18 protein-coding genes, 1 tRNA gene and 1 rRNA gene are annotated in these 17,499 nt (G+C 40.1%); 18 read left to right on the top strand and 2 right to left on the bottom strand.

The annotated features are described in order from the left end of the window. The first annotated feature begins 10 nt into the window (after positions 1-10). Together rrf and PCY06_RS04060 are read left to right on the top strand one after the other, a co-directional pair. Positions 11-126 (top strand): 5S ribosomal RNA (rrf, locus tag PCY06_RS04065). Between the two features lie 5 nt (positions 127-131). After that, positions 132-205, top strand: a tRNA-Asn gene (locus PCY06_RS04060). 98 nt (positions 206-303) lie between these two features. On the opposite strand, the gene PCY06_RS04055 is transcribed toward PCY06_RS04060, so the two are convergent. Beyond that, positions 304-1,674, bottom strand: coding sequence for an aspartate kinase (locus tag PCY06_RS04055; protein WP_082307410.1), 1,371 nt, complete (start codon positions 1,672-1,674; stop codon positions 304-306). A gap of 251 nt (positions 1,675-1,925) precedes the next feature. On the opposite strand from PCY06_RS04055, the gene PCY06_RS04050 reads away from it, so the two are divergent. The 16 genes from PCY06_RS04050 (at position 1,926) to PCY06_RS03975 (ending at position 15,508) form a co-directional block, all read left to right on the top strand. Then, complete coding sequence (locus tag PCY06_RS04050) at positions 1,926-2,717, top strand: enoyl-CoA hydratase (protein ID WP_061596381.1); 792 nt, start codon at positions 1,926-1,928, stop codon at positions 2,715-2,717. 138 nt (positions 2,718-2,855) lie between these two features. Beyond that, a complete protein-coding gene (locus tag PCY06_RS04045; protein WP_008809618.1) occupies positions 2,856-3,290 on the top strand; it encodes a MarR family winged helix-turn-helix transcriptional regulator in 435 nt (144 codons plus the stop codon). After that, positions 3,290-4,264, top strand: a complete 975-nt coding sequence (locus tag PCY06_RS04040) for a beta-ketoacyl-ACP synthase III (protein ID WP_082307411.1) — start codon at positions 3,290-3,292, stop codon at positions 4,262-4,264. Before PCY06_RS04045 ends, PCY06_RS04040 begins: the two co-directional genes overlap by 1 nt. Before the next feature lie 55 nt (positions 4,265-4,319). After that, positions 4,320-4,544, top strand: a complete 225-nt coding sequence (locus tag PCY06_RS04035) for an acyl carrier protein (protein WP_002893611.1) — start codon at positions 4,320-4,322, stop codon at positions 4,542-4,544. 288 nt (positions 4,545-4,832) lie between these two features. Further along, a complete protein-coding gene (gene fabK / locus PCY06_RS04030; protein WP_008809616.1) occupies positions 4,833-5,807 on the top strand; it encodes an enoyl-[acyl-carrier-protein] reductase FabK in 975 nt (324 codons plus the stop codon). After that, a complete protein-coding gene (fabD, locus tag PCY06_RS04025) occupies positions 5,800-6,720 on the top strand; it encodes an ACP S-malonyltransferase (RefSeq protein ID WP_046165205.1) in 921 nt (306 codons plus the stop codon). Before fabK ends, fabD begins: the two co-directional genes overlap by 8 nt. Positions 6,721-6,729: 9 nt before the next feature. Further along, on the top strand, positions 6,730-7,464 hold the full coding sequence (fabG, locus tag PCY06_RS04020; RefSeq protein ID WP_082307412.1) for a 3-oxoacyl-[acyl-carrier-protein] reductase: 735 nt from the start codon (positions 6,730-6,732) through the stop codon (positions 7,462-7,464). Positions 7,465-7,553: 89 nt separating this feature from the next. Then, positions 7,554-8,786 carry a beta-ketoacyl-ACP synthase II gene (fabF, locus tag PCY06_RS04015; RefSeq protein ID WP_008809613.1) on the top strand — a complete coding sequence of 411 codons (1,233 nt, stop codon included), beginning with the start codon at positions 7,554-7,556 and terminating at the stop codon, positions 8,784-8,786. A gap of 6 nt (positions 8,787-8,792) precedes the next feature. Then, entirely contained in the window at positions 8,793-9,281 is a 489-nt protein-coding gene (gene accB / locus PCY06_RS04010) for an acetyl-CoA carboxylase biotin carboxyl carrier protein (protein ID WP_061600574.1), read from the top strand. After that, a complete protein-coding gene (fabZ, locus tag PCY06_RS04005; RefSeq protein ID WP_082307413.1) occupies positions 9,278-9,700 on the top strand; it encodes a 3-hydroxyacyl-ACP dehydratase FabZ in 423 nt (140 codons plus the stop codon). The genes accB and fabZ overlap by 4 nt, the downstream gene beginning before the upstream one ends. A 17-nt stretch (positions 9,701-9,717) precedes the next feature. After that, positions 9,718-11,097 carry an acetyl-CoA carboxylase biotin carboxylase subunit gene (locus PCY06_RS04000; protein WP_008809610.1) on the top strand — a complete coding sequence of 460 codons (1,380 nt, stop codon included), beginning with the start codon at positions 9,718-9,720 and terminating at the stop codon, positions 11,095-11,097. A gap of 67 nt (positions 11,098-11,164) precedes the next feature. Further along, positions 11,165-12,028, top strand: a complete 864-nt coding sequence (accD, locus tag PCY06_RS03995) for an acetyl-CoA carboxylase, carboxyltransferase subunit beta (RefSeq protein ID WP_082307414.1) — start codon at positions 11,165-11,167, stop codon at positions 12,026-12,028. Further along, the gene (locus PCY06_RS03990; RefSeq protein WP_045504127.1) at positions 12,025-12,795 is read left to right on the top strand and encodes an acetyl-CoA carboxylase carboxyl transferase subunit alpha; all 771 of its coding nucleotides are present in this window, start codon (positions 12,025-12,027) and stop codon (positions 12,793-12,795) included. Before accD ends, PCY06_RS03990 begins: the two co-directional genes overlap by 4 nt. 118 nt (positions 12,796-12,913) lie before the next feature. Continuing rightward, on the top strand, positions 12,914-13,630 hold the full coding sequence (locus PCY06_RS03985) for a hypothetical protein (RefSeq protein WP_225791186.1): 717 nt from the start codon (positions 12,914-12,916) through the stop codon (positions 13,628-13,630). Positions 13,631-13,876: 246 nt separating this feature from the next. Next, on the top strand, positions 13,877-14,425 hold the full coding sequence (locus tag PCY06_RS03980) for a carboxymuconolactone decarboxylase family protein (protein WP_009659051.1): 549 nt from the start codon (positions 13,877-13,879) through the stop codon (positions 14,423-14,425). Between the two features lie 18 nt (positions 14,426-14,443). Continuing rightward, positions 14,444-15,508, top strand: coding sequence for an acyl-CoA dehydrogenase family protein (locus PCY06_RS03975; RefSeq protein WP_125369981.1), 1,065 nt, complete (start codon positions 14,444-14,446; stop codon positions 15,506-15,508). 498 nt (positions 15,509-16,006) lie between these two features. On the opposite strand, the gene serS is transcribed toward PCY06_RS03975, so the two are convergent. Then, on the bottom strand, positions 16,007-17,284 hold the full coding sequence (serS, locus tag PCY06_RS03970) for a serine--tRNA ligase (RefSeq protein ID WP_061596020.1): 1,278 nt from the start codon (positions 17,282-17,284) through the stop codon (positions 16,007-16,009). Positions 17,285-17,499: the final 215 nt, after the last annotated feature.

The raw sequence follows: 17,499 nt of genomic DNA, 5'->3' as shown, positions 1-17,499 counted from the left end.
TACTCAATAGTTAAGTGACGATAGCCTAGGAGATACACCTGTACCCATGCCGAACACAGCAGTTAAGCCCTAGAACGCCGGAAGTAGTTGGGGGTTGCCCCCTGTGAGATATGGTAGTCGCTTAGCATTTATCCGGCATAGCTCAGTTGGTAGTAGCGCATGACTGTTAATCATGATGTCGTAGGTTCGAGTCCTACTGCCGGAGTTATATCTATAAGTAAGACAAGAAATTCTTGTCTTTTTATATTTATTGTGTTTTTGCAATTTAACTTTTAAGTTCTTATTTAATAAAAAGCTTGAAGATTATTCTTCAAGCTTTTTATGTTTATTAAAGAATGCTTCATAGAGGGCTTTAATAGCTGCTTTTTCTTGTTCAGAGTTTACTACGAGCATGATAGAAACTTCGCTAGATCCTTGAGAGATCATTTGAATATTAATTTTGCTGTCTGATAGAGCCTTTGTAGCCGTAGCAGTCAGACCGATATGGCTTTTCATTTGCTCACCTACAATCATGATGATAGACAAGCCGTGTTCGATTTCTGCATGATCTACTTCAATTTTTTGTGTAAGTTGACGGAGAATTTCTTCTTCTTTTATTGGGGTTAATTCCCTTTCTCTTAGAATGATTGATAAATCATCGATTCCTGTCGGCATGTGTTCCCAACGAATATTCAATTCTTCCAAGATTTGGAGAACTTTGCGACCGAAACCAACTTCACGGTTCATCAAATATTTTGACATGTTTATACTAACGAAGTTGGAATCTCCTGCAATACCGACAACAGGGATTGCTTTATCAGTATGATTTAGAATAATTTTTGTCCCGGGATGATTGGGGTTATTTGTATTTTTAATAACTAAAGGAATTTTACCACGGTAAGCTGGAATAAGTGCTTCATCATGAAGGACACTAAAACCTGCATATGCAAGTTCACGCATTTCACGATAGGTTAATTCTGGAATAGAGTCTGGTTCATGAATAATACCAGGATGGGCTGCAAAAATGCCATCTACATCAGTGAAGTTTTCATATAGATCAGCTTTAACTCCGGCAGCAATGATTGATCCTGTTATGTCTGAGCCACCTCTAGAGAAAGTACAGATTTGATTGTCTTTAGTTACACCAAAGAAACCAGGTATCACAAGTACTTCTTCAAAGTTGGTTAATTCTTCAATTTTATCATAGCTAGAAGGCAAAATTCTTGCGTTCCCAGGCTCGCTACTGACAAATATTCCTGCATCTCTAGGGTGAATATAACGGGCATTAAGGCCGTTTTTATTAAAGAATGCAGCAACTAGCTTGGCATTATTATTCTCTCCAGCTGCTAAAAAACTATCATAAAGAAATAGATTATCTTCGATTGGTAGTGTGGCTAGATTTAAAATGCTCTTTGTTATTTTTTCAAGGACAACAGGTTTGAGCTCTAATTCTTCAATCATCTGGGCATATCGATTAATGATCCATTCTTGGTGTGGAGTGACATCGCCTTCTTCAACGTAAGCTCGGTAATATTTGATTAGTGCGTCTGTAACTTTTGTATCAGATTGCTCTCGTTTTCCGGGTGCAGAAACAACTACAAACTTTCGTTCGGAATCAGATTTTACAATATTTAAAACTTTTTCTAATTGAGTTGCAGAGGCAAGTGAACTACCACCAAATTTGACAACTTTCATATTTTCTCCTAAAGGGTTTTGTTATTATTCAGACAATTTGTAATATTGCTTCTTTACATTATAGCAAATCTCAAGCATAGTGTCAGTTTTTTAGGAATAAAAAGTAGAAAAGCCGAACTATTGTTTTATTCTTTCAGATTTTGTTTTGAGAAAATAAAATTTTGTGCTAGAATATTTTAAAAGCAACAATTTGATATTCAAAATATTTGCATATCAAATCAAATTGCTAAGATAGAATTTGGAGAAGTGATATGACATTTACAAATATTTTCTACGAAGTTCTGGACGAAGTAGCTGTTCTTACCTTTAACCGACCAGAGGTTTCTAACGGATTTAATATTCCAATGTGCCAAGAAATTTTAGAAGCAATTTCATTGGCTGCGTCAGATGATAGTGTAAAAATTTTGCTTATCAAGGCAAATGGTAAGGTTTTTTCAGTTGGAGGAGATTTAGCAGAAATGCAGCGTGCTGTTGATGCGGATGATATCCAATCCTTGGTGAAGATTGCGGAGTTAGTAAATGTTATTTCTTTCGAGATGAAGAAATTACCTAAGCCAGTCATCATGAGTGTTGATGGACCTGTTGCAGGTGCTGCTGCTAATATGGTCGTTGCTGCTGATTTTTGTATTGCAAGTGAAAAGGCTCGATTTATTCAGGCTTTCGTTGGAGTTGGATTAGCCCCAGATGCGGGAGGATTGTATTTGCTAACTCGTGCTATTGGTGTAACTCGTGCAACCCACCTTGTCATGACTGGTGAGGCTTTGACAGCTGAAAAAGCTTTGGAATATGGGATTCTTTATCGACTTTGTGAATCTGAAAAGTTGGAGAAAACAACAGAGCAACTAATCAAAAAACTAAAACGTGGTTCAGGGAATTCGTATAAAGCAATGAAAGAAATGATTTGGAAAAGTCAATTTTCTGATTGGGAAGAATATGCTGAATTGGAATTGCACTTACAAAAGTCGTTAGCTTTCACCGAAGATTTTAAAGAAGGGGTCTGTGCTTATTCAGAAAAGCGTCGTCCTAAATTTCAAGGAAAATAATATTCGTTTAATTGAAATTATATAAATTGAAAAAAAGTAAATCATTTTCAAAAAGAACTTGCAAAAATATTTGGACTTTGATATAATTTGATAGTCAAATGTTTTGATGCTTGAATATTTATAAAGGGGGATGGATGATTGAATTACCAATTAGTAAATGATTATTTGACGTCGATTTTTAATAATGTATTGGTGATTGAAGAGTCCAGTTTGCGGGGCAGTCGCTTCAATGACGTCTCTATCAAAGAAATGCATACGATTGATGTTATTGGCGAAACTCCCAATGCAACTCCTAGTGACATTTCTAGAGAGCTTATGGTGACTCTAGGAACTGTGACAACGAGCTTAAATAATCTTGAGCGAAAAGGCTATGTAGAACGAACTCGTTCTGATATTGATCGTCGTGTGGTTCATTTGAGTTTGACGAAAAGTGGTCGTCTTTTGTATCGTTTGCATCGACGTTTTCATCATTCAATGCTAGACAAGATTATTGCTGGCATGAGCAGGGATGAGATTCAAGTAATGCAAAAAGGCTTGAAAAACCTTTATCAGTTTCTTGAGGACTTAAAATAATGAAATTTGCAAAAATCAGTCAAGTTGCTCATTATGCGCCTGAGCAAGTCGTTACGAATGATGATTTAGCCCAAATCATGGATACAAGTGATGAATGGATTTCAAGTCGGACAGGAATCAAAAAGCGTCATATTTCTCATCATGAATCGACAAGCGATTTAGCTACAAGAGTTGCCTTAGATTTGCTGAAAAAGTCAGGAATTTCTGCTCAAGATCTTGATTTTGTTATTGTTGCTACTATTACGCCAGATTCATTGATGCCATCAACAGCTGCTCGTGTTCAGGCTAATATTGGGGCAAAGAAAGCTTTTGCATATGATTTAATAGCTGCTTGTAGTGGCTTTGTATTTGCTCTTTCGACAGCTGAAAAGCTCATATCTTCAGGTGTTTATCAGAAGGGATTGGTTATTGGAAGTGAAACCTTATCAAAGGTTGTAGATTGGTCTGATCGAGGCACTGCGGTCTTGTTTGGTGATGGTGCGGGAGGAGTCTTGCTGGAAAGCACTTCTAATCAACATTTTCTTGCAGAAATCCAGAAAACGGATGGTTCTCGTGGAGAAAGTCTCACCTCTTGCCAAATTGGTTTGCAATCGCCTTTTGCACAGACTGAGGATGATGAAAAATATTTGACAATGGATGGTAGGGCAATTTTTGATTTTGCTATTCGAGATGTTGCTCAGTCCATTAAAGATACGATTGAAGCTAGTCCGCTGGAAGTTGATGAAATAGATTATTTCTTGCTCCATCAGGCTAATGACCGTATTTTGAATAAAATAGCGAAAAAGCTTGGTGTTTCAAGAGATAAAATTCCAGCTAATATGATGGAATATGGAAATACAAGTGCAGCTAGTATCCCTATTTTACTATCTGAGTGTGTCGAGCAAGGCCTTGTTAAGCTAGATGGAAGTCAGAAAATTTTATTATCTGGTTTCGGTGGAGGTTTGACATGGGGAACACTTATTGTTACAATTTAGTTAATCATGTGGTTTTCACATATTAAAAAATATTTTTATTTTAAAGGAGTCTATCATGGCAGTATTTGAAAAAGTACAAGAAATTATTGTAGAAGAACTTGGTAAAGAACCATCAGAAGTTACTCTTGAGTCAACTTTCGATGATCTTGAAGCAGATTCACTTGACTTGTTCCAAGTTATCTCAGAAATCGAAGATGCATTTGATATCCAAATCGAAACTGAGGAAGGTTTGAACACAGTTGGTGATTTGGTTGCTTATGTAGAAGAAAAAACTAAATAAGAAAAAGTAAATGGGGCTGAGAATACGTTCTCGCCCTCTTTTAAAGAAGACGAATTTGAGGTGGCAGTCTTGACTGTCTTTTATCTCTTCTAATGTTTAAGAGGAAACAATAGGTAGAGTAGAGATTCGATGAAGTCAAGATGGCCGGGGTGGAACGAAAAAGTCTGTTTAAATGATTTTTTATCCACTCCCTCTTGTTTAGGTAATAGTTTGACTGTCAAAGTATAGAAAACATTCGTTTTTAAGAGAATCAAGCTATTACTTAAGCAATGATAAAAGGAAGGTATTATGCAAACACGAATTACAGAATTACTAAATATTAAATATCCTATTTTCCAAGGTGGAATGGCTTGGGTAGCAGATGGAGACTTAGCTGGTGCTGTTTCTAAAGCAGGTGGTTTAGGAATTATCGGTGGAGGCAACGCTCCCAAAGAAGTTGTTAAAGCTAATATTGATAAGATTAAGTCTTTGACAGATAAGCCTTTTGGGGTGAATATCATGCTTTTATCACCTTTCGTTGATGATATTGTTGATTTAGTCATTGAAGAAGGCGTAAAAGTAGTGACAACTGGTGCAGGGAATCCAAGTCGGTATATGGCTCGTTTTCACGAAGCGGGTATTACGGTCATTCCAGTAGTGCCAAGTGTTGCTCTCGCTAAGAGGATGGAAAAAATTGGCGCAGACGCTGTTATTGCTGAGGGAATGGAAGCCGGAGGTCATATTGGGAAATTGACAACGATGGCCCTTACTCGTCAAGTTGTAGAAGCGGTCAATATCCCTGTTATTGCAGCTGGAGGTATTGCAGATGGTTCAGGTGCAGCTGCTGGCTTTATGTTAGGAGCAGAAGCAGTTCAATTAGGGACTCGCTTTGTAGTTGCTAAGGAATCAAATGCTCATCAAAATTATAAAGATATGATTTTGAAGGCGCGCGATATTGATACAACAATTTCAGCTCAGCATTTTGGTCATGCAGTCCGCGCTTTGAAAAATAAGCTGACAAGAGATTTTGAAAAAGCTGAAAAAGAAGCCTTCAAACAAGAAAATCCAGATTTAACAGTATTCGAAAATCTTGGTGCGGGTGCCTTAGCAAATGCAGTTGTCCGTGGAGATGTTGAAAATGGTTCGGTCATGTCAGGACAAATTGCTGGTTTGGTCAGCAAGGAAGAGACCGTTGAAGAAATTTTGAAAGATGTTTACTATGGTGCTGCTGAAAGAATTCAGCAAGAAGCTAAACGTTGGGCAGGAGTAACTAGAAATGACTAAAAAAGCCTTTCTGTTCGCTGGTCAGGGGGCACAGTACCTTGGTATGGGACGTGAGCTCTATGATCAATATGACGTGGTGAAATCAACTTTTGAGGAAGCTAGTCAAATTTTAGGCTATGATGTGCGTGATTTGATTGATAATGATGAAGAAAAACTGAATCAGACCCGCTATACCCAGCCAGCAATTTTGACTACGTCTCTGGCCATTTACCGTTTGTTAATTCAAGAAGGAATTCATCCTGATATGGTTGCTGGTCTTTCTTTAGGAGAATACTCTGCTTTAGTGGCTTCTGGAGCCTTAGATTTTCAAAGCGCTCTAGCTTTGGTTGCTAAACGCGGAGCCTTCATGGAAGAAGCAGCTCCAGCAGGTTCTGGTAAAATGGTGGCAGTTCTTAATGCTGATTTAGATCTGATAGAGAATGCATGTAAAAAGGCTAGTGCGCTTGGCGTAGTGTCTCCAGCTAACTATAATACACCTAGCCAGATTGTAATTGGTGGAGAAGCTGAAGCAGTGGATAAAGCTGTAGAGCTTTTGCAAGAAGCTGGGGTAAAGAGATTGATTCCACTCAACGTATCAGGACCTTTCCATACTGCTTTATTGAAGCCAGCTAGTGATTTATTAGCTGAAGCTTTAGAAAATGTCAATTTTTCTGACTTCCAAGTTCCCCTAGTAGGGAATACAGAAGCTAGTGTCATGGAAAAGGAACGAATCAAGGAGCTATTAACACGTCAAGTGATGGAGCCAGTTCGCTTTTATGATAGTATTGCCAGAATGCAAGAAGCTGGTGTAACTGAGTTTATCGAGATTGGTCCAGGAAAAGTTCTGTCTGGATTTGTAAAAAAGATTGACAAGTCAGCTACCATTTATCAAGTTGAAGATCAAGCTAGTTTGACACAACTTCTGGAAAAATGAGGAAACAATATGGAATTAAAAAATAAGAACGTATTGATTACAGGTTCCACTCGGGGAATTGGTCTTGCTATTGCCCATAAATTTGCTAGTCTTGGAGCTAATGTTATTTTAAATGGACGTGGAGAAGTCTCAGAGGACGTCTTGGCAGAGTTTAAAGGCTATCCTGTAAAGGTTTTTGCGGTTACTGGGGATGTTTCAGATAGCGCTGATGCAAAGCGTATGGTAGAAGAAGCAACTTTGGCTATGGGTTCAGTTGATGTTTTGGTTAATAATGCAGGAATTACTAAAGATAAACTCATGCTTAAATTGACTGAGGAAGATTTTGAACAAGTGCTAAAGGTTAATTTGACTGGTGCATTTAACATGACGCAAGCTGTTTTAAAACCAATGACTAAGGCGCGTCAGGGAGCTATTATCAATATGTCTAGCGTGGTCGGTTTGACAGGAAATATTGGACAAGCAAACTATGCCGCCTCTAAAGCAGGTTTGATTGGCTTTTCTAAGTCAGTAGCTCGTGAGGTTGCGGCTCGTAATATTCGCGTCAATGTGATTGCCCCAGGATTTATTGAATCTGATATGACTGATGGTTTGCCAGAAAAAATTAAAGAAGCTTCTTTGGCTCAAATACCAATGAAACGTTTTGGTAATACTGAGGAAGTTGCAGATGTCGCAGTCTTTCTTGCCAGTCAGGAATATGTAACAGGTCAGGTGATCACTATCGATGGTGGCTTGACAATGCAATAATTTAGTAAAAGTATAGAATAAGTTTACTTAGAATGCGTCTTATTTGCAATTTTCTAAGTTTAAATCTTACCGTAAAAAGGAGTGTTGAGATGAAACTAAATCGTGTTGTAGTAACTGGCTACGGACTAACTTCCCCAATTGGGAATACACCAGAAGAATTTTGGACTAGCCTTAAGGAAGGAAAAATTGGTATTGGGCCAATCACTAAGTTTGACCACAGTGAATTTGCTGTTCATAATGCTGCTGAGGTTCAAGATTTTCCTTTTGATAAATACTTCATTAAAAAAGATACTAACCGTTTTGATAATTATTCACTATATGCTCTGTATGCTGCTGAGGAAGCTGTAAATCATGCAGGACTTGATGTGGAAGCTATTGATAAAGATCGTTTTGGTGTTATCGTTGCTTCAGGTATCGGTGGTATTAAGGAAATTGAAGATCAAGTTATCCGCTTGCATGAAAAAGGTCCAAAACGAGTGAAACCAATGACACTTCCAAAAGCCTTGCCAAATATGGCTTCTGGGAATGTTGCCATGCGCTTTGGTGCCAATGGTGTTTGTAAATCCATTAATACAGCGTGTGCCTCATCTAACGATGCAATTGGAGATGCCTTCCGTTCTATTAAATTTGGTTTCCAAGATGTGATGTTAGTTGGTGGTTCTGAAGCTTCTATCACTCCTTTTGCGATTGCTGGTTTCCAAGCATTGACAGCTTTGTCCACAACTGAAGACCCAACTCGTGCATCTATTCCATTTGATAAAGACAGAAATGGTTTTGTTATGGGTGAAGGATCTGGAATGTTGGTGTTGGAAAGTCTAGAACATGCTGAAAAACGTGGTGCAACAATCCTTGCTGAAGTTGTTGGTTATGGAAATACTTGTGATGCTCACCACATGACCTCACCACATCCGGAAGGACTTGGTGCGATTAAAGCTATTAAACTAGCATTAGAAGAAGCCGAAATCAAGCCTGAAGATGTGGCATATGTTAATGCTCACGGAACTTCTACTCCTGCCAATGAAAAAGGAGAGAGTGGTGCGATTGTATCTGTATTGGGTAAAGATGTCCCTGTTTCTTCAACTAAATCTTTTACAGGGCATTTACTTGGAGCAGCTGGAGCAGTGGAAGCTATTGCGACTATCGAAGCAATGCGTCATAGCTTTGTACCAAAGACTGCAGGGACTCAAGAATTGTCTGATTACATTGAAGCCAATGTCATTTTTGGCCAAGGAAAAGAGCAGGAAATCCCTTATGCTATTTCCAATACATTTGGTTTTGGTGGACATAATGCTGTTCTTGCCTTTAAACGTTGGGAGGCATAATAACTTATGAATATCAATGAAATTAAAGACTTGATGGCACAGTTTGACCAATCAAGTTTGCGGGAATTTTCATATAAAAATCAACAAGATGAACTGACATTCAGTAAAAATGAAGGAAGAATTGTACCTCAAGAGGTTAATGCAAGTCCTCTTCCTACATCTACACCAGTAGCTCCAATTGCTCCAGCTCCTCAGGCAGAAGTAGTTGTTGAACAGCAAGAAGTGCCTGCTGAAGCAGCACCGGCACCAATCGCAGCTGAAGGTGATGTTGTGGAAAGTCCTTTGGTTGGAGTAGCCTATTTAGCAGCCGGACCAGATAAACCTGCTTTTGTGAACGTAGGTGACCAAGTGAAAAAAGGGCAAACCTTGATGATTATCGAGGCTATGAAAGTAATGAACGAAGTACCTGCTCCTAAAGATGGTATTATCACAGAAGTTTTAGTTCAGAATGAAGAAATGGTTGAATTTGGGAAAGGTCTGGTACGCATTAAATGATCGATATCAATGCAATAAAAGAGGCGCTTCCGCATCGTTATCCAATGTTGTTGGTAGATCGTGTATTAGAAGTTAGCGAAGATGAGATTGTTGCTTTAAAAAATGTGACAATTAATGAACCATTCTTTAACGGTCATTTTCCTCAATTTCCAGTCATGCCGGGTGTTTTGATTATGGAAGCTTTGGCTCAGACTGCGGGTGTACTGGAATTGTCTAAAGAAGAAAACAAAGGCAAATTAGTTTTTTATGCGGGAATGGATAAGGTCAAATTTAAGAAACAAGTTGTTCCAGGTGATCAGCTTATCATGACTGCTAAATTTGTGAAACGTCGTGGTACCATTGCGGTTGTTGAAGCTAAAGCAGAAGTAGATGGCAAACTCGCAGCCAGTGGCACCTTGACATTTGCTATTGGCCAATAGAAAAGGGAGATTTCACCATGTTTCGTAAAATATTGATTGCTAACCGTGGGGAAATTGCGGTCAGAATTATTCGTGCAGCTCGAGAATTGGGGATTGCTACAGTGGCGGTCTATTCAACAGCTGATAAAGAAGCCCTTCATACCTTGTTGGCAGACGAAGCTATTTGTATTGGGCCTGCTAAGTCTACGGATTCTTATCTCAATATGAATGCTGTGCTTTCAGCAGCTGTTCTGACAGAAGCTGAAGCTATTCACCCTGGTTTTGGATTTTTGAGTGAAAATTCTAAGTTCGCAACCATGTGTGAGGAAGTTGGTGTGAAATTCATCGGTCCTTCTGGGGCGATCATGGATATGATGGGCGATAAGATTAATGCTCGTGCTCAGATGATTAAAGCTAATGTTCCAGTTATTCCAGGATCTGACGGAGAAGTTTTTACTGCAGAAGAGGCTTTGGAAGTTGCTGAAAAAATTGGCTACCCTGTTATGCTAAAGGCTTCTGCTGGAGGTGGCGGAAAGGGAATCCGTAAGGTTGAAAAGGCTGAAGATTTGGTAGCAGCTTTTGAGTCTGCTTCTAGCGAGGCTAAGGCTGCCTTTGGGAATGGCGCTATGTATATGGAGCGCGTGATTTATCCTGCTCGTCATATTGAAGTGCAGATTTTGGCAGATCAGCATGGACATGTTGTCCATCTGGGCGAACGTGATTGCTCGCTCCAGCGTAATAACCAAAAGGTCTTAGAAGAAGCTCCATCAGTGGCTATCGGGAAGACTCTCCGTCAAAAGATTGGAGATGCAGCTGTACGAGCTGCTCAGTCAGTCGGCTATGAAAATGCTGGAACAATTGAGTTTCTCTATGATGAAAATAAGGGTGAGTTCTACTTTATGGAAATGAACACTCGTGTTCAAGTAGAACATCCTGTAACAGAATTTGTGACTGGTGTAGATATTGTTAAGGAACAGATTCGCATTGCTGATGGTCAAGAACTTTCTTTCACACAAGATGATATTGAAATTCGCGGTCATGCCATCGAATGCCGGATCAATGCTGAAAATCCAGCCTTTAATTTTGCCCCAAGTCCGGGTAAGATTTCAAACCTCTATTTGCCTAGTGGTGGAGTCGGCCTTCGTGTGGACTCAGCTGTTTATCCAGGTTACACCATTCCTCCATACTATGACAGTATGATTGCTAAAATCATTGTTCATGGGGAGAATCGTTTTGATGCTTTGATGAAGATGCAACGGGCTCTCTATGAATTAGAAATCGATGGTGTATTAACCAACAGTGAGTTTCAGTTAGACTTGATTTCAGACTCTCAGGTTATTGCAGGGGATTATGATACAGCCTTTTTAATGGAGAAATTTCTCCCTGCTTACCAAGAAAGATTAAAAGAAGATAAATAAAACCTTTCATAAAGCGAAGGAAGCTAAGCTTTTGTAAAGGGAAACTGTAGTAATAAAGGAGTAAATGATGGCTTTATTCTCCAAAAAGGATAAATATATCCGGATTAATCCTAATCGTTCATATAGGGAACTGCCTCAACAAAAACCAGAGGTACCGGATGAGCTCTTTTCGAAATGTCCTGGTTGTAAGCATACCATTTACCAAAAAGATTTAGGGAGCGATCGTGTTTGTCCTAATTGTGGTTATACCTTCCGTATTACAGCACTTGAGCGACTTGCTTTAACTGTAGATGAAGATACCTTTGAAGAATTATTTACAGGTATTGAAACGAAAGATCCATTGAATTTTCCTAATTATAAGGACAAATTGGCCCTAATGCGTGAAAAAACTGGCTTGGATGAAGCTGTGTTAACAGGAACTGCCTCCATCAAAGGACATAAAACAGCTTTGGGAATAATGGACTCAAACTTTATCATGGCCTCCATGGGAAGTGTAGTTGGAGAAAAAATTACACGCTTGTTTGAATATGCAACTGAACTTCGATTACCAGTAGTCTTGTTTACAGCTTCTGGAGGGGCACGTATGCAGGAAGGGATTATCAGTCTCATGCAGATGGCTAAAATTTCAGCGGCGGTACAAAGACATTCTAAAGCAGGTTTGTTTTATCTGACGATTTTGACAGACCCTACTACTGGTGGGGTAACAGCATCATTTGCAATGGAAGGTGACATTATTTTAGCGGAACCTCAAAGTCTTGTTGGATTCGCTGGTCGTCGAGTTATTGAATCCACTGTTCGTGAAAATTTACCAGATGGTTTTCAAAAGGCAGAATTTCTCTTGGAACATGGTTTTGTAGATGCTATTGTGAAACGAGCGAAATTAAGAGATAAGATTGCTAAATTGTTGGAATTTCATGGAGGGCAGCAATGACAAAGATTACTCGGATTGTAAGAGAAGCGAGAGATCAGACTCGGCTGACGGCTCTTGATTATGCTAAGGCAATTTTTGATGATTTCATTCAATTGCATGGAGATCGCTCTTTTCGAGATGATGGAGCTGTGATTGGAGGCATCGGTAGCCTAGACGGCCGTCCAGTGACTGTTATTGGAATTCAAAAAGGGAAGAATCTTCAAGATAATCTAAAACGGAATTTCGGTCAACCTCATCCTGAGGGGTATCGTAAAGCTTTGCGCCTAATGAAGCAGGCAGAAAAATTTGGTCGCCCAATCGTTACTTTTATCAATACTGCTGGAGCTTATCCAGGTGTTGGAGCAGAAGAGCGTGGGCAAGGTGAAGCTATTGCTCGAAACCTGATGGAGATGAGTGATCTGAAAGTACCTATTATTGCCATTATTATTGGTGAAGGTGGTTCTGGAGGGGCCTTAGCTCTGGGAGTGGCGAATCGAGTTTGGATGTTAGAAAATTCAATTTATGCAGTCTTGAGTCCGGAAGGCTTTGCTTCTATCTTGTGGAAGGATGGCAGTAGAGCCATGGAAGCTGCTGAGTTAATGAAAATAACATCCCACGAACTCTTGCAAATGGAGATTGTTGATAAGGTAATTGAGGAAACGGGTTTAAGCAATCAGGATTTGATTACTTCTATCAAACAAGAACTTTTAGTTGAATTAGAACAACTTTCTTCATGGAGCGTGGAAGAATTGGTCGACCAACGTTATCAGCGTTTTAGAAAATATTAAGAAGTTTATTTGAAGGCCAGGATATTCTTGTCTTGGTCTCTTTTTACAAATAGTTAGTCTACAATCTATCTTTTTCACCTTAAATCGGATAGCTTGTGCTTAGAGAAGGAGAAGTCAAATGGAAAAAAATCGTTTGTACATTATCATTGCGTCAGTAGCAGTAATAATTGGAAGTGTTTTGCCTTGGGGGACTGTAAATCTAGGTGGATTTGGTGGTTTAAGTGTTTCAGGAATTGAAGGGGATGGGAAAATTGTTATAGTTTTAGCCATCGGAGCTATTGTCCTAGCCATTCTTAAAGATCGTACTCAGCCTTTGATTAAAAACTTGGCTATGGGTGTCGTGGCTTTGGGAATTATTGAGACAGCTATTTCTATTTATGCCTTGTTTCGCTTGGGCGATATGAGTGCTAATTTTGGTTATGGTGGTTATGGTATCTCAGTTGGTATAGGTTTGTACTTGACTTCAATTGCTTCAATTGCAACATTTGTTTTAGGATTAATGGCTTTCTCAGGAGGAAAGATTTCAAAAGAAACCTTGACAGATGCAGCCAATGTAAGTAAGGAATTTGCTCAAACTGTTGGCCGTGTAACTTCTGCAACAGTGAAAACTGCTGTAAATGAAATCAAAAAAGAAACCGATCAGCCAAAAGATACAGAAACACCTGCTTCAGCTGAAGAATCTAAAAAAGTAGAAGCAGATGAAAATAAAGAAGAGCCCACAAAGCTAGCTACAGAAGAAACAGTTGAAAAACAGGTTCAGGCTGAACCAACAGTGGAAGAGGAAAGCTTAGATGCCGTGGTTTCTGACGAAGCTGTTGAGAGCGATAAAGAATAATCTTCTATAAGAAATTGCTAATGAAAAAGTCTTTTAGTAACCATAAAGGTGAAAAAATAAAAAAAGAAGCCAGAAGGCTTCTTTTTTTGGTTTAAAATTGTGTTTGATCAAGGTAAATCTAGGTAAAAAATTTTAGTTTGAATTACTGCATTATATTCTCTTTATAGGACTTATATAAAATATATATTATACAAGCTATTGGTCCTATGTTAAGATAGTTGCTAATTAAAAGAAATGAGGTTTCATATGTCAGAATTTACTATCCACACGATTGAGTCCGCACCAGCCGAGGTAAAAGAAGTCCTGGAAACTGTTCAAAAAGATAACGGTGGCTACATTCCCAATCTTATCGGTCTTTTGGCCAATGCGCCAACGGCTTTGGAAACATATCGGACGGTTGGAGCCATCAATCGCCGTAACAGCCTGACACCGACTGAGCGTGAAGTAGTGCAGATTACGGCTGCAGTTACCAACGGTTGTGCTTTCTGTGTAGCGGGTCATACAGCTTTTTCAATCAAGCAGATTCAAATGAATGATGATCTTTTGGAGGCTCTACGTAATCGTACTCCGATTGATACAGATCCGAAGCTAGATACCCTTGCTAAATTTACCATTGCTGTCATCAATACCAAGGGACGGGTCGGAGATGAGGCTTTGGCAGACTTCCTAGAAGCGGGTTATACGCATGAGAATGCACTGGATGTAGTTCTAGGTGTTAGCCTTGCGACACTTTGCAATTATGCCAATAATCTGGCCAACACGCCAATTAATCCGGAATTACAGCCTTATGCCTAGTCTTTGAGGAGGTGGCAAATGACATTTTTTTCAGAAGAGTTTATCAACTGGTTGGATGAGCACGCTGATCAGATTGACAAAGAATCCTGTGCAGCGGGTAACCAATTGATTGAGCGTATCGCCGCTGAAGGAGCCTTTCGGGTTGGCGTTCCAGAAGAGCTGGGAGGCCGAGGTGGCAATGATACGGATGTGATAGAAGTGCTCAAGGAGCTGGCTCATCATTCCTTGACTGCATCCTTTATCTCTTGGGGACAAAGGACCTTTATTGATAACGTCTTAAAGTCTGCTAATCCCTACTTTAGAGACCACTATTTGGTGGGGCTCCTGTCAGGGGAATATGCAGGTGCGACAGCTCTGTCCAATGCTGTCAAATTCCTGTCGGACTTAGAAGAGTTAAATGTCTCTATTGTGGAAGAAGATGGGCAGCTTTATCTAAAGGGGCGTCTGCCTTGGGTAACCAATGCTCGCGCGGATCGCTTCCTCAGCATATTTGTTGCCGGTTTCGAAGACGGGAGCCGCCGGCCACTTGTTCTGGCTGTGCCATCTGACGCAGAGAATTTCACCCGTTCAGCGGATTTAGAGTTTGTATCTTTGCAAGGGGGAAATACAGCTGCTCTGACCTTTAACCATGTGCCTTTGCAAGAAGAATGGATTCTCGCTCAAGATGCCAAGGCCTTTTTGGCAGAAAATCGCCCAGCTTTTCTCGGTTATCAATTTGGTCTGGCTCTTGGTCTAGCGGAGAAGTCTCTGGCAGAGGTTGAAGCCAATCTGTCAGTTCGCTCTATTTTGAGAGAGGAGTGGGAGGAGCAAGTGGCTGCTCTGACTGAAATCCAGGATCAGCTCTATAGAGGTCTTCTCCAGCCTGGCTATTTTGTTGAGCGTCCTAAGGAACTCTTTCAGCTGCGAATTGATATAGTTGATGTGGTAGCCCAAAGTCTGCTCTTGGAGTTGCAGGCTAGTGGAGGCAGAGGATACTTGAGTAATTCGACTTCAGGCTTTATACGCCGTTGGAACGAAGGAGCTTTTCTTCCCATTGTCTCACCGAGTGCAGTCCAGCTACGGCATATTTTAGAAGCTTCATAGAAATGAAGGCAAACCAGTGACTGATTTATCAGTAGAATGGACATTAAGACGATGATGCAAAAGAGTCACTTTGTAAGCAATTAAAGCTGCTCTGTTTTCTTGAATAGTCTTGATGATTTGCTTATTTCTGACACTAACGTAGCCTTGTCATCTCAAAACAATTGCAAGGATCGACATAAGCTAACATTTTTAGTGACTCTTGCTCCATATTTCAAGTCTAGTAGGCTACCTTTTATTTATTTCCTATGTGAGCTAGATATATTTTGTGAAAGTAGTTAAGTTGCTATATATCCTTTCTGACTTTTGAGATGTCGTCTATGTCTGTTTTTACGATACAGTCTCATTGCTGGTCAGAAAGATAAGAAAAAATCCAAGATGATATTCTTTGAAAATCTGTTTTTGATTTTCTCTGAGTTATTCTCGGATTTTTTTATTTTAGTAAATTAAGTCTATACTTAGACCTAGTGATATAGGCAAAGTATCAGGAGAATCTGCTTTTTATTTTGGTGCGATGACTTCTAATCCACCCATATACGGACGTAGAACCTCTGGGATAGTCACAGATCCATCTTCGTTTTGGTAATTTTCTAAGATAGCAGCCACTGTGCGTCCGACAGCAAGTCCAGAACCGTTGAGAGTATGAAGGAGTTTGACCTTGCCGTCTGCTTCGTCACGGTAGCGAATTTGAGCTCTACGAGCTTGGAAATCTTCTGTGTTAGAGCAGCTAGAGATTTCACGGTAGGTGTTCTGAGCAGGAATCCAAACTTCCAAGTCGTAGGTCTTAGCAGCTGAGAAGCCCATATCTCCAGTACAGAGTGCTACAACGCGGTAAGGCAGATTCAGCTTTTGCAGGATATTTTCTGCGTTGGCAGTCATCTTTTCTAGCTCTTCATAAGATTCTTCTGGCTTGGCAAATTTCACCATTTCAACCTTGTGGAATTGGTGCAGACGAATCAGACCGCGCGTATCACGACCGGCAGAGCCAGCTTCAGAGCGGAATGATGGGCTCATAGCCGTGAAGTAGATTGGTAATTCTTTTCCGTCGAGAATTTCGTCTCGATAGTAGTTGGTCAACGGAACTTCAGCAGTCGGAATCAGAACGAAGTTGGTATCGCTTAGCTCAAACGTATCTTCTTTGAACTTAGGATACTGCCCAGTCCCAAACATGGAATCATGGTTTACCATATAAGGAGTGATGACTTCGGTATAGCCTTCTTTGCCATGCTCATCCAGCATGAAGTTATAGATAGCACGCTCAAGTCTTGCTCCCAAGCCCTTATAGAAGAGGAAGCGAGCACCAGTAACTTTTGCCCCGCGCTCCCAGTCTAAGATATCCAGATCTTCACCCAAATCCCAGTGAGCCTTAGCTTCAAAGTCAAATTGGCGTGGTGTACCCCAGCGACGAACTTCGACATTTTCATCCTCGTCTGCTCCGACAGGAACACTTTCGTGCGGGATATTAGGTAGAGTAGTAGTGAATTCAGTCAACTTAGCATCCAGCTCAGCCAAGCTTGCGTCTAAGTTCTTGACTTCAGCAGAGAGTTTTTGCATGGCAGCAATCTTGTCATCTGCATTTTCTTTGTTGCGTTTAGCTTGGGCAATTTCGGCAGAAACAGTATTACGCTCTGCCTTTAGCTCTTCGACCTTGACCAATAAATCCCGACGTTCTTTGTCAATAGTTTTCATTTGGTTAAGGGTAGCAGCGTCAACACCTCGCGTAGCTAATTTTGCAGCTACAGTATCAAAGTCCGTACGGATGCGTTTTAAATCTAACATAGGTACCTCCAAAAATAAAAAGCACTTTATGAAACTGTTGGAGCGACAGAGCCGCGGTTCCATCCAACTTCACAAAAGTGCACTTGCTTAATTATTCATTTTTAAACTAACGGTAGAATTTCCTATTTTCTTCTTATCTGCTCACAGCCACCGCAGACTTTCTGAAAAGTGCCCAATAGTACTTATCCGTTTCGACTATTATACAGGATTTTCCG

The organism is Streptococcus sp. SG1, assembly GCF_030439935.1.
Taxonomy (GTDB): Bacteria; Bacillota; Bacilli; order Lactobacillales; family Streptococcaceae; genus Streptococcus; species Streptococcus gordonii.
Note: the sequence above shows the minus strand (reverse complement) of the source record. Positions and strands in the feature narration are given on the sequence as shown.

What these genes read in the sequence shown, in the direction of transcription:
- PCY06_RS04000 (WP_008809610.1), top strand. Translation starts at nt 9,718, where the DNA reads ATGTTTCGTAAAATATTGATTGCTAACCGTGGGGAAATTGCGGTCAGA.
- fabF (WP_008809613.1), top strand. Translation starts at nt 7,554, where the DNA reads ATGAAACTAAATCGTGTTGTAGTAACTGGCTACGGACTAACTTCCCCA.
- PCY06_RS04035 (WP_002893611.1), top strand. Translation starts at nt 4,320, where the DNA reads ATGGCAGTATTTGAAAAAGTACAAGAAATTATTGTAGAAGAACTTGGT.
- fabG (WP_082307412.1), top strand. Translation starts at nt 6,730, where the DNA reads ATGGAATTAAAAAATAAGAACGTATTGATTACAGGTTCCACTCGGGGA.
- accB (WP_061600574.1), top strand. Translation starts at nt 8,793, where the DNA reads ATGAATATCAATGAAATTAAAGACTTGATGGCACAGTTTGACCAATCA.
- PCY06_RS03990 (WP_045504127.1), top strand. Translation starts at nt 12,025, where the DNA reads ATGACAAAGATTACTCGGATTGTAAGAGAAGCGAGAGATCAGACTCGG.
- PCY06_RS04055 (WP_082307410.1), bottom strand. Translation starts at nt 1,674, where the DNA reads ATGAAAGTTGTCAAATTTGGTGGTAGTTCACTTGCCTCTGCAACTCAA.
- PCY06_RS04050 (WP_061596381.1), top strand. Translation starts at nt 1,926, where the DNA reads ATGACATTTACAAATATTTTCTACGAAGTTCTGGACGAAGTAGCTGTT.
- PCY06_RS03975 (WP_125369981.1), top strand. Translation starts at nt 14,444, where the DNA reads ATGACATTTTTTTCAGAAGAGTTTATCAACTGGTTGGATGAGCACGCT.
- fabD (WP_046165205.1), top strand. Translation starts at nt 5,800, where the DNA reads ATGACTAAAAAAGCCTTTCTGTTCGCTGGTCAGGGGGCACAGTACCTT.
- fabK (WP_008809616.1), top strand. Translation starts at nt 4,833, where the DNA reads ATGCAAACACGAATTACAGAATTACTAAATATTAAATATCCTATTTTC.
- PCY06_RS04040 (WP_082307411.1), top strand. Translation starts at nt 3,290, where the DNA reads ATGAAATTTGCAAAAATCAGTCAAGTTGCTCATTATGCGCCTGAGCAA.
- PCY06_RS03980 (WP_009659051.1), top strand. Translation starts at nt 13,877, where the DNA reads ATGTCAGAATTTACTATCCACACGATTGAGTCCGCACCAGCCGAGGTA.
- accD (WP_082307414.1), top strand. Translation starts at nt 11,165, where the DNA reads ATGGCTTTATTCTCCAAAAAGGATAAATATATCCGGATTAATCCTAAT.
- PCY06_RS03985 (WP_225791186.1), top strand. Translation starts at nt 12,914, where the DNA reads ATGGAAAAAAATCGTTTGTACATTATCATTGCGTCAGTAGCAGTAATA.
- fabZ (WP_082307413.1), top strand. Translation starts at nt 9,278, where the DNA reads ATGATCGATATCAATGCAATAAAAGAGGCGCTTCCGCATCGTTATCCA.
- serS (WP_061596020.1), bottom strand. Translation starts at nt 17,284, where the DNA reads ATGTTAGATTTAAAACGCATCCGTACGGACTTTGATACTGTAGCTGCA.